Below are 11,633 nucleotides of genomic sequence, written 5' to 3'. Positions count from 1 at the left end.
TCTACGTGGCAAATCGCATCAACCGAGATTCTTTTTCACAAATTTCTGCACCTCACCCACGATGCCAGACCGGAAAGCAATCACGGTGATCACGAAAATCGCGCCCAGAATCGGATCTACCCAGTCTCCCAGCGGCCCCTGGGACAGCTGATACTCAAGATTCACCACAAAGGTGGCACCGACCACCGGCCCCAGCAGGGTGCCGGTTCCGCCGAGGAGGGTCATCAGGATGACCTCGCCGGACATATGCCAGTGGGCGTCGTTCAGGGAAGCCAGTTGGAAGACCACGGTTTTCATGGAGCCGGCCAGGCCCGCAAGGCCTGCGGAGATCACGAACGCGATGATCTTGTAGCGGTCAACGTTGTACCCCAGCGACACGGCGCGGGGCTCGTTCTGCTTGATGGCGTTAAGCACCTGGCCATAGGGCGAATTCACGATGCGCCGGACCAGCAGGTAACCGCCAAGGAACACGGCCAGCACAAAGTAGTACATGGCAACGTTGTTCTCCAGATCGATGAGGCCGAACAGGTGGCCACGGGGTACCCCGTGCAACCCATCCTCACCGCCGGTGAACGGCGCCTGAACAAACACGAAGTACAGCAACTGCGCCAACGCCAGGGTGATCATCGCAAAGTAGATGCCCTGCCTGCGAATCGCCACGATGGCAAACAGGAACCCCAGCACGGTGGCTGCCGCTGTACCGGCGATGATGCCCATTTCCGTGGTAAGCCCTGAATAGCTCGACAGCAGGTAACCGGTGGTATAGCCACCGGCAGCCAGGAAGGCTGCATGGCCGAAGGACAACAGGCCGGTGAACCCGAGCAGCAGGTTAAAGGCGACCGCAAACAGGGCAAAACACAGGATCTTCATCAGGAAGGTGGCGTAAATCACCGCAGGGGCGAATATCAGCAACGCCAGCACCACCAGATTAAGGATCATTTTTTTGCGTTGGTTGGCCTTGAGCTGACCCAGCATGGTTTTCTGAAGTTCAGTCTGGTTCTTGGAATTGCTCATGATTACGCCTCCTTCCCGAACAGGCCCGAAGGGCGAATCAGCAGTACAATCACCATGACCAGAAAGATCACTGCAGAGGAGAATTCCGGGTACACCACTTTGGTCAGACCCTCGATGACACCCATCAGCAGCCCGCTGATGATGGCACCGGCAATCGAGCCCATGCCGCCAATCACCACCACGGCGAACACCACGATGAGAATGTTGGAACCCATCACAGGGTTAACCGAGTAGATAGGCGCAGCCAGTACGCCGGCAAAGGCGGCCAGCATGACACCGAAACCGTAGGTGAGACTGATCAGCAACGGAACGTTGATACCGAAGCCCTGCATCAGCTGTGAATCCTCGGTACCTGCCCGCAGATACGCACCCAGTTTGGTTTTCTCGATGACAAACCAGGTACCGAAACAGACCACAAGGGCAACACAGATGACCCAGGCCCGGTAATAGGGAAGGTACATGAAATCCAGCCGGAACCCGCCTCTGAACACTTCCGGCATGGCGTAGCGCATGCCGGACACGCCGTAGATGTTGGTGAGGATGCCCTGGATCATCAGAGCCACACCAAAGGTCAGCAACAGGCTGTATATGTGATCCTGACCGCCGATTCGCCGCAGCAAGAAATACTCGATGGCCATACCGAAGCAACCAACGATCAGGGGAGCGACGAACAGCGCCACCCAATAATTAACGCCCATGACATCGAACATGATGACAGTGACCATGGCGCCCAGCATGTACATGGCGCCATGGGCAAAATTGATAATCTTGAGCAGGCCGAAGATCACCGCCAGCCCAAGGCTCAAAAGCGCGTAGAACGAGCCGTTGATGATCCCGAGCAGTAACTGGCCAGACAGCACGGCCGTGGGGATTCCAAGAATCTCGGTCATGTTACAAACTCCAAAAGCAGCGCAGCCACGAGCAGCGGTTTGCGTTTCTGCAGGTCAGGGGTCGCCTCGCCGGGACTGCGAGGCGACCCTTCAGTCAGTGCCTCAGTTACCGGACACGAGTTTGCACTTGCTCTCGGACAAGGGGCGGAACGCCTCATCGGCCGGAATAGTGCGAAGAATCTTGTACAGGTCCCACTCGTTTTCTGATTCTTCCGGAGTTTTTACCTCGGCAAGGTACATATCATGCACCATTCGACCGTCCTCACGGATCCTGCCATTGCTTGCAAACATGTCATTGATTGGCGTGTCCACCATGCGTTTGCGGACAACATCGGCGCTATCGGAGCCGGTTTCCTGAACGGCAGTCAGATACTGGATAGCGCTGGAGTAGATCCCGGCATGAACCATGGTAGGGCGAACGCCAGCCCTCTCCATGTAACGATCGGACCAGGCGCGGGCTTCCTCATTCATATCCCAATACCATCCTGTGGTGAGCTGGATACCCTGAGCAGTCCGCGCGCCAAGCGCATGTACATCGGTCAGGAACAACAGCAAGGCCGCAATGGTCTGGCCGCTTTGCGTAACGCCGAACTCGCCGGCAGTGGTAATTGCATTCGTGGTGTCGGCACCGGCATTCGCAAGCGCAACCACATCAGCCCCAGAGGATTGAGCTTGCAGGATATAGGACGAGAAATCCGATGTCGGGAACGGATGACGGCTGGTGCCGATAACCTCCCCACCGTTCTCTTCGACCACCCGGGTAACATCGCCCTCCAATGCGTGGCCGAAGGCGTAGTCAGCCGTCAGGATATACCAGCTTTTTCCGCCCTCCTGCACAACCGCCTTGGCGGTTCCATTGGCCAGCGGGTAGGTGTCATACACATAATGTATGTGGTTTGGCGTGCAATGTTCGTTACTGATACTGGATGCCGCAGAACCCGAAACCAGGCCGAGCGCGTTACTGCCATCCAGAAGTTTGGTGACCGCAATTGTGACCGATGAGGCAACCAGTCCCGCCACCATGTCGACCTTGTCATCCTCCAGCCAGCGTCGAACCGTGCTGGACGACGAGTCCGGGTTGTTGCGATCGTCGGCGCTGAGCACCTCAATGTTCGCGCCGTTAACTTTACCTCCGAAATCCTCAATAGCCATCTCGAGTGCGATCTGGCCGGTAGGACCGGCGATGTCCCGGTATGTCCCGGACATGTCCGCCAGATAACCGATCTTGACGGTGTTATCGGATATTTCAGCCTGGGCACCGCCCACAAGCAAGGCCGATGCGATGGCAGATGTCAGAAGCTTTTTTGTCATTGTCATGTCTCCGCTACTGTCGTTCTGTTGATGTTCAGGATTCGTTCTTGTTGCTTTTTTACATCTGTTGCACTCGTTTCTTTCTGAGCCCGGGGTTAAACCCCCAGGTACTTGTCCAGCGTCGATTGCTTGCTCTCAAGCTGTTCGGCGCTGATCTCCTCCACAATCTGGCCGTGCTCCATCACGTAGTGACGGTCTGCCAGGGGTGCGGCGAAATGAAAATTCTGTTCCACCAGGACAATGGTCAGGCCCTTGCTTTTAAGCTTGACCAGTACCTCGCCAAGCTTCTCCACGATGACCGGTGCCAGGCCCTCGGTAATCTCATCCAGAAGCAACATGTTGGCGCCGGTTCTCAGGATCCGCGCCATGGCCAACATCTGCTGCTCGCCGCCTGAGAGCTTGGAGCCCTGACTGGTGCGGCGCTCGTAGAGGTTCGGGAACATAGAAAAAATCTCCTCCAGCCCCATGCCACCGCTTCTCACCACCGGCGGCAGCGTGAGGTTTTCCATCACATTCAGGCCGGAAAAAATGCCCCGGTGTTCGGGGCAATACCCCACGCCCAGCCTCGCAATGTGGTGAGGCGCGCAGGACATGGTCTCCTCCCCGTTGATCATGATCGACCCGGTGCGGCGACCCACCATGTTCATGATGGCTTTCAGCGTTGTGCTACGGCCGGCTCCGTTGCGGCCCAGCAGGGTAACCAACTCTCCTCGTTTAACTTCCATGTCGATGCCATGGAGTATGTGAGATTCGCCGTAGAATGCATGCAACCCCGAGATGCGAAGCTGCTCATAGTCCCTGCGGGAAGCCTGGCTCATTCCGCTGTCTCCTGTTTTGTGGTCGCGGTGCCACCCATGTAGACCTCACGCACTCGTGGATCGTCGGAGACTTGCTGGTAATCGCCTTCGGTCAGGACAGCCCCCTGCGCCAGCACGGTGATCAGGTCGCACAGCTTGCTGACCACGCTCAGGTTGTGTTCCACCATCAGTACCGTGCGACCTTCCGCCGCCTTGCGTACCAGCTCCACCACCTGATCCACGTCTTCGCTGCCCATGCCCTGGGTGGGCTCATCCAGCAGCATCAGTTCCGGCTCCATCGCCAGCGTGGTGGCAAGCTCCAGAGCCCGCTTGCGCCCGTAAGCCAATTCCACGGTGATTGTGTCGGCAAAATCGGCAAGGCCGACGCTGTCCAGCAGCTCCATACAGCGTTCATTGAGCTTGTTGAGGCTGGCACCGGATTTCCAGAACTGAAAGCTGTTGCCCTCGAAGCTCTGCAGGGCCACGCGAATATTCTCAAGCGCCGTCATGTGGGGAAAAACGGCGGAAATCTGAAAGGAGCGAACAATGCCCCTGCGTGCGATGGCGGCAGATTTGAGTGAGGTGATGTCTTTACCGTTGAACAGGATCTTGCCACGGGTCGGAGGGAGGAATTTGGTCAGCAGGTTGAAAACGGTGGTCTTGCCCGCGCCGTTAGGCCCGATCAAGGCATGAATGTGGCCACGCTGAATTTTGAGATTCACGTCGTTTACGGCGACGAAACCCTTGAACTCTTTGACTAGGCCGCGGGTTTCGAGAACGAACTGGTCACTCATCGTGTCTTGCATCAGACTAGCGCTCCGGCGGAATGGAATAAGTCATGGTGGAGTGGGCCACGGGCTCCTCAATGCCCTCGGAATAAACAAACACCTCACCCACGCCCATAGTGCGCCCCACTTTCAACATGGTGGCCCGGGCCCAGATCGGGCTGTGGGCTGCCGGCTTGCGCAGAAAGTTGATGTTGAGGTTGGTGGTCACCGCCAAGGGCACCAGACCAATTCTGCTCAACAGCGCCGCGTAGAGCGTCAGGTCCGCGAGCCCCATCATGGCCGGGCCGGCAACGGTGCCACCAGGGCGCAAGTGGCCGTCGTCCACATCCAGTTTCATTTCCGCCCAGCCGTCTCCAAGCTTTTGCAGAGTGCCGTAGGCGGCTCCCTGGGGAAACTGCTGATCCAGAAAGGCCTTCAACTCCTCGAATGTGATCCTCATGCGTCGGTTTCATCCCTGGCAAGGTTGCGCAAAACGAAGCGCTGAATCTTGCCGCTGGGCGTCTTGGGCAACTCGTCGACAAACTCGATTTCCCGGGGGTAGGCGTGGGTGGACAATCTGCGCCGCACCAGTTCCTGAAGCTCGTCTTTCAGCGCCTGATCATCGGCCGGCTCCTGCCCCGCTTTGATGACAACGTACGCCTTGATGATCGACCCGCGCTTCTCATCGGGTTTGGCAACCACACCGGACTCGGCCACCGCGGCATGCTCCAGCAGCGTGCTTTCCACATCCGCGGGGCCGACCCGATAACCGGCGGTGGTAATGATGTCGTCATCCCGCCCGCTGAAGGAGAAGCTGCCGTCACCGTGGCAGATCACCATATCCCCGGTGAGGTAATAGCCTTTTACAAACGGGTCTTTTTCACCCCAGGTGTAGCCATCGAAGTGGAACAGCGGGGAGGCGTTCACATCGACCGCCAGTTGACCGATCTCGCCCTCACCCACTTCCTCGTTTTTCTCGTTCAGCGCCACCACCTTGTGGCCCGGCGACGAGTACCCCATGGAGCCCTGGCGCACCGGGTGCTCCAGACCATGGAAGTTGCAACAGGTCATGCCGGTCTCGGTCTGGCCGTAATGATCTTTGACCGGGCAGAAATGCCGGTTCCTGATCCAGTTGACCACTTCCGGATTCAGCGGCTCACCGGCGCTGCTGGCCACCCGCAGGCCGAGGTTTTCCCCTTCGGGCAACACCTGATCATTGGCTTTCAACAGCCGATAGGCGGTGGGCGCCGCGGCAAGGTTGGTGATCTTGTATTTGCGGATCATGTCGTACGTAGACTCGGGCGTGAACGCGCCCGGGTTGAAATGGGTGGCATGCCCCATCATCAGCGGGCCGACAACAGCGTAGTAGAGACCGTAGGCCCAGCCCGGGTCCGCCACGTTCCAGTATGTGTCGTTATCCCGCAGGTCGATGGCGAATCTCATGTAGACGTAGAACGCCATCAGCGCCCGGGCAGGCACGGCAACACCCTTGGCCTTGCCCACCGTGCCGGAGGTAAACATCTGCAGGAACGGATCGGTGCCTTTGATCATCACCGGTTCGAACTCCGCTGGCTGCTCCGCCAGGGTTGCGGCGAAATCCGGAATGTCCGGGGCCGCTTCGGCTGCGCTGGTACAGATAACCGGAGGGCAGTTCTGCACGTCCGTCAGCTTCGGGTAATTTACCGGATCGGTCACCACCAGTTTGGTGCCGGCACGCTCCAGACGGTATTCAATGGCACCGGAACCGAATGCCGTGAACAGTGGCTGATACACAGCGCCGGCACGCAGTGCGCCGGCAATGACCACCAGCAGCTCCGGACTGCGGGGCAGCAGGCCCGCAACCCGATCACCTTTTCCGATGCCGCGGGACTTGAGGTAGCTGGCAAAGCGGGCAGATCGGGCTTTCAGCTCGGCAAAGGTGAGAACACCGTCGCCACCGCCGTCTTTCTCGTAGTAGAGCGCAACCCGCTGGGGATCATCCGCCCATTTGTCGCAGATTTCGTGGCACACGTTGAGCCCGGATTCCAGGCTTCCGTCCAGGATTTCCGCTTCCAGAGCGGCAGCGTCGAAATTGCTGTAAACCGTTGCGTATTCCGGGAGGCTCATGACCAGCTCCTGTTGTTGTTATCATTGAATGCTGGCAGTAGGTTTAGCATAGGGTTATGTTTACGTAAAGGTAAACTTTAGGCTATACCGGCAGCCCAATAATCCCTCCCGATACGGGTCCCGAAAAGCTCGGATCCGCGCCATAACTAGGCGTCGCCGCCGGAGAGAATGTGTGTAAGGGAACCGCATTCGACCATCGGATCATCGCAATTAACAACGATGTCCGAGTGCGCGATGACATACCCCTTTCCCGTGATGTTATTGTTCACCACCTGATGATTACCCGCCTGCCCAACGGAGGTCAGCTCACCGATAAAACCGGTTTCTCGAAGGGAGACGGTTTCCAGTTTGTCCCCCGGTTGTATGCGCCCTTCATGGTTCATCAGAGCGAGTCGGGCCGACGTTCCCGTGCCGGTGGTGCTGCGGCAAATCACTCCGGGGTGTACATAGGTCGCCGAGCGGGAGCGATAATAGCCGTCTGCCAACCGCTCCACGGGCCCCATGAAATGCAGGAAGGGCAAGGGTCCGACATCGCCGAGGGTGTAGTGGGAAAAACCCCGGTCTGCCTGGATCGCCTCCACAATGGCGTGGGCGGTTTCCGCCAGCGTGCGCTCTTCATTCCGGGTCAGACTGAACCCGAGACCGGCGGCGTCAACCAGCGCGTAAAACCCGCCACTGTAGGCCACGCTGTAGTTCACCGGCCCCAGCGAGGGCACGTCGATAGACGCCTGGTAGGTATCAATATAGCTGGGCAGGCCTTCACAGGTGATGGCCTCCACCACGCCATTGTGTACTATCGCTTCAATCTGGACGAGGCCCGCCGGGGATTCCAGCATGAAACGTTGCCGGCCTTCCCGCTTGGGTACGATGCCCGCTTCCAGCACCGCGGTTGCTGTACAGATGGTGTTGGAACCGGAGTAGATGGGATACCCCATCACCTCCATGATGATGTAACCGGCGGCAGCGCGTGGGTCCGAGGCTGGCACCAGCAGGTCCACGGACATTTCCGGGATACCGTAGGGCTCCTCCAGTAACAAGCGCCGCAAGCCGTCCGCATGGTCACGCAGGTATTCCATCCGGGCACGCACGGTATCGCCGGGCAGCTCCGCAATACCGCCGGTGACAATGCGGCTGACGTCTCCGCCCGCGTGGGTATCCATTAACTGCAGGGTCAGCTCCGGTTTCATCATGGCCTCTCCGCTGCGAATAATTTGCCGTGCTCTTGCCACTGACTGTCGGGAACAATCACAATCTTGCCAATAAAATTGCTCGCCCGGTTCATAAAGTACTCCTCCGCACGGTGCAGATCGGACAACGCGAACGCGCCGTGCAGCACGGGCTTCACTTGCCCTTCACGAATCCACGCCACCAGTTGCTCGGCTTCTTCACGGGTGCCATGGGACACCCCGAAAATCTGCACCTGGTAAAGGTAGATGCGGGTCCACAGGATTTCACTGATGTTGCCGCCACTGGCGCCGGCGATGCTTAACCGGGGGTAGGAGCTGCGGGCGTTCATGTCGAAGATCATGGCGTCGATGAAGATATCGGTCATCTCACCACCGACCAGGTCCATCACCGCATCAAAAGGCTTACCACCAGTTTCGGCCTTGACCCGGTCCACGAACGTGGCCATATCCGCACGGTCGAGCACGGCCTCTGCACCCAGCGTCAGCAACGCATCGGACTTGTCCTGCTGGCTCAGCGCATAGGGGATCGCTCCCAGAATGCGGCATAACTGGATCAGCGCGGTGCCCACGCCACCGCTGGCGCCGGTGACCAGCACCCGCTCACCCGCGGTGATACCCGCTGAGGTCAACATATGCATGGCGGTCTGGTAGGAACACATGCCCATGGCGGCCACTTCGGCGTCCGACAGCTCAGAGTTGGGTATGTGATGAAACTGCTCTGCGGGTAACGCGGCGTACTCGGCGTAGCCGCCGTCGGCGCCATGGCCGTAGTAGTCCGGCGTCAGGTTGATGTCGCGGCGTTCATTGGCGTAGATGTTGAAGTCCAGCAGCCCCCGCTCGCCGAGGCGGCTCTCACTCACCCCCTCACCCACCGCCACCACACGGCCCGCGATATCGGCTCCCTGAATGCGGGGAAAACGCAGCGTGGGCTCTCCGCCCATCTGGAAAGACTGCATTTCGCCTTTTTTGGTGGGGTACAACCCTTCCCGGGCTTTGCGATCGGTGTTGTTCTTGGCGGTTGCGGTCACCTGAACCAACACCTCGCCAGGGCCGGGTGATGGCGTGACCACGTCCCGGTACTGCAGCCGGTCGATACCACCATAACCGGTGAGCACCATGGCTTTCATGGTCGTCGGGATCATGGGCGGTGATCCTCCGTAATCGCTGAGTGAGAGGTATCACGTCAGCATAGGAAAGAATACCGCCACTGTCAGGGAATGCCGTTGGGGCCGGGCCACGCCTCAGCGGGCGATTACCCGATACACCGGCTGCAATCGGGGAATCTGTTTCAGAACCACCTGAATGACCGTCATCAGAGGCACCGCCAACAGCACGCCAACCGGGCCCCACAGCCAGCCCCAGAAAAAGATGGACACAAAAATCACCACCGGATTGATGGCCATGCGGAAGCCGTGAATCCAGGGCTCAATGAAGAAACCGACGAGCGTAGTCAGCGCCAGATAACCGAGGGGCGCAATGGCCATCATCCACAGCGCATCCAGACTGATGGCAGACACCACCGCCAGCAAGGCAATGGTGAGAATCACCCCGAGATAGGGAATAAAGCGCGCCAGGGCAGCCACGATACCCCATACCGCCGGGTCCGGAAGCCCCACCGCCCAGCTCATCAGACCGGTGGTGACACCGACCACCAGATTGCTCAAGCCCAGTACCCCAAGGTATTGCGCGATCTGGCTCTGGGAATCGCGGGTGATGCGCAGCGCAGTTTTTCGCTGGGAGCGGGGTAACTGCTTGACCAGGTTGCGGATCAGCCGGTCGCCCCCCACCAGCAGGAAATAGGTCAGGGCAAGGGCAAGCGCCAACCCGGCCACACCATTGCGGGCCTTGCTCATCAGCTGGCTTCGCCAGGATTCGGTTTGCATTACAACGGTGGTGGGTTTTTCCGCCTCTTCTTCGTCCGACAGATCCTCAACAGACTTTTCCACTTCCTTGGCGGATTCCGTCACCCGGTCGATCTGTTGCTTGAAACTGCTCTCCCCCACCAGCAACCGTGAGATTCCCTGGGGCGCTTTCTCCGCCCATTCAATGGCCGGCATGGCAACGGCAACGCCCACCCCCACGATACCGGCCAACACCATCAGCACCAGAAAAAGCGAGCTGACCATGCGCGGCACGCGCCATTTGAGGTAAGCCTTTTTGACCAGCGGTGCCAGCAGCAGACTGGTCAACACAGCAAGGATGATTGGCAGAACGATCTGATGAGCCAGGTAGAGGGTGTAAAGCACACCCAGCACGAACAACCCATGGATAGGCGTCGACAAGTCGGAAGAGAACAGGGGGCGTTGGGTCTCTGCTGCCGGATTGTGCTGGCTGGAGTGGTCGTCCATGATAGGCCCTGGTTACGTGTCAGAAAGCCGACCCGGACAATCCCGGGCCTGCAAATAAAGCGACCAGTCTACCCTGCCCAATGCGGGGCTGCACTACCACGCGAATTACGGGGGCTTAACGCCCGGTGTTCTGTCCGACGCGCTGGTACCCGCCCTGCACCAGTTGCCCGGATTGAACCAGCGTTTCTGCTTTACCGTTTCTGAGTGCCGGCACCACAAACATACCCGCACCGACCAGGAAAAAGACGGCCCCGATGCCACCGACAATGAGTGCAATACCCCACAGCGAGAAAAAGCCGTCGATACGGGCCGACTCCGGCTCACCGGGCGTGAACAGCACGCGAACGCTCTCGCCACGAGCATAACTGGCGGGATTACTGCCGCTGGAGGACTGAAACTCCACTGATCTTCCCTGCTCATCCTCAAATCGGACCACCGGATAATAGGTACCGGAGTCGCTGGATCGGGAATAGATCAGATCTGTGACAACGCCAGGCTTGGCGGTTGCCGTTTCGAGAAACGTCGAGGTGCTTTGAAAGGAGAAAAAGGCGCCAGCGAGCATGCCGAGGCCAATCAGCGTAAAGATCACCCGCAGGGTGTTGAACTTTTTCATATCAGTTCCTTTGATGGTTGTTTCCGTACCCGAGAACGGCCTGTTTTCGGGAAGTGGGGAATATACGTGGACTTGCCTACCGAAGCGCAGTGGGAATATGCCGCACGGTCGGGTGGCAGACCGTTGCGTCACGCAACCAATAACGGAGAGCTCGAGCCAGGGCGCAACATAAGTAGCGCCAATGGCTCTGCCTGGTCACTGGACGGAGATTCCCGGGAACTCCCGGAGCCTCCCGGCCGTTACCAGCCTAGCCCCATCGGATTGTACGATATGTCTGGTAATGTTGCTGAATGGGTAAATGACTACTATCACGCGGACTACTACCAGAATTCAGCGAGAACCAATCCTGTGGGCCCAGCGGCCGGCAAAGCTGTTACCGTTGGCCCTGGCCTCAAAGGACCTGAGAGAGTCATGCGTGGCGGGGACTATCACGGCCAAATCATCAACAGCTCGACTGTTTCCCGACGAGTCGTGCCTGAATCGAGTGTACCTTTGAGTGGCGGGTTTCGTTGTGCGAGTATCTAATCGTGCATCACACAACAATCTTTGCTAAGTCTATTGGGCACATACACCGAAGTCGTTTATTCAGTTCCACACATA

At 58.5% G+C, this 11,633-nt stretch carries 12 protein-coding genes; 1 reads left to right on the top strand and 11 read right to left on the bottom strand.

Going from position 1 to position 11,633, the window contains the following annotated elements; genetic code table 11:
• Positions 1–18: 18 nt before the first annotated feature.
• The 11 genes from MLC70_RS07430 to MLC70_RS07380 all read right to left on the bottom strand — a co-directional run bounded on the left by MLC70_RS07430 (position 19) and on the right by MLC70_RS07380 (position 11,033).
• Positions 19–1,014, bottom strand: coding sequence for a branched-chain amino acid ABC transporter permease (locus MLC70_RS07430; protein ID WP_248182649.1), 996 nt, complete (start codon positions 1,012–1,014; stop codon positions 19–21).
• A 2-nt stretch (positions 1,015–1,016) separates the two neighbouring features.
• Positions 1,017–1,904, bottom strand: coding sequence for a branched-chain amino acid ABC transporter permease (locus MLC70_RS07425; protein ID WP_248182647.1), 888 nt, complete (start codon positions 1,902–1,904; stop codon positions 1,017–1,019).
• Positions 1,905–2,006: 102 nt separating this feature from the next.
• Entirely contained in the window at positions 2,007–3,221 is a 1,215-nt protein-coding gene (locus MLC70_RS07420; protein WP_248182646.1) for an ABC transporter substrate-binding protein, read from the bottom strand.
• A gap of 89 nt (positions 3,222–3,310) precedes the next feature.
• Complete coding sequence (locus MLC70_RS07415) at positions 3,311–4,033, bottom strand: ABC transporter ATP-binding protein (RefSeq protein WP_248182644.1); 723 nt, start codon at positions 4,031–4,033, stop codon at positions 3,311–3,313.
• Positions 4,030–4,806, bottom strand: coding sequence for an ABC transporter ATP-binding protein (locus MLC70_RS07410; protein WP_248182744.1), 777 nt, complete (start codon positions 4,804–4,806; stop codon positions 4,030–4,032). Before MLC70_RS07410 ends, MLC70_RS07415 begins: the two co-directional genes overlap by 4 nt.
• A gap of 16 nt (positions 4,807–4,822) precedes the next feature.
• Entirely contained in the window at positions 4,823–5,239 is a 417-nt protein-coding gene (locus MLC70_RS07405; protein ID WP_248182643.1) for a PaaI family thioesterase, read from the bottom strand.
• Positions 5,236–6,885, bottom strand: coding sequence for an AMP-binding protein (locus tag MLC70_RS07400; protein WP_248182642.1), 1,650 nt, complete (start codon positions 6,883–6,885; stop codon positions 5,236–5,238). The genes MLC70_RS07405 and MLC70_RS07400 overlap by 4 nt, the downstream gene beginning before the upstream one ends.
• 146 nt (positions 6,886–7,031) lie before the next feature.
• Complete coding sequence (locus tag MLC70_RS07395) at positions 7,032–8,072, bottom strand: proline racemase family protein (RefSeq protein WP_248182742.1); 1,041 nt, start codon at positions 8,070–8,072, stop codon at positions 7,032–7,034.
• Positions 8,072–9,214 carry an alcohol dehydrogenase catalytic domain-containing protein gene (locus MLC70_RS07390; protein WP_248182641.1) on the bottom strand — a complete coding sequence of 381 codons (1,143 nt, stop codon included), beginning with the start codon at positions 9,212–9,214 and terminating at the stop codon, positions 8,072–8,074. The genes MLC70_RS07395 and MLC70_RS07390 overlap by 1 nt, the downstream gene beginning before the upstream one ends.
• A 99-nt stretch (positions 9,215–9,313) precedes the next feature.
• Positions 9,314–10,420, bottom strand: a complete 1,107-nt coding sequence (locus tag MLC70_RS07385) for an AI-2E family transporter (RefSeq protein ID WP_248182640.1) — start codon at positions 10,418–10,420, stop codon at positions 9,314–9,316.
• A gap of 115 nt (positions 10,421–10,535) precedes the next feature.
• On the bottom strand, positions 10,536–11,033 hold the full coding sequence (locus tag MLC70_RS07380) for a DUF3592 domain-containing protein (protein ID WP_248182638.1): 498 nt from the start codon (positions 11,031–11,033) through the stop codon (positions 10,536–10,538).
• 66 nt (positions 11,034–11,099) lie between these two features.
• On the opposite strand from MLC70_RS07380, the gene MLC70_RS18740 reads away from it, so the two are divergent.
• Entirely contained in the window at positions 11,100–11,558 is a 459-nt protein-coding gene (locus MLC70_RS18740; protein WP_427902093.1) for a formylglycine-generating enzyme family protein, read from the top strand.
• Positions 11,559–11,633 lie beyond the last annotated feature (75 nt).

This window comes from Marinobacter goseongensis, assembly GCF_023156235.1.
Taxonomy (GTDB): Bacteria; Pseudomonadota; Gammaproteobacteria; order Pseudomonadales; family Oleiphilaceae; genus Marinobacter; species Marinobacter goseongensis.
This window is presented reverse-complemented; position numbering and strand designations above follow the sequence as displayed.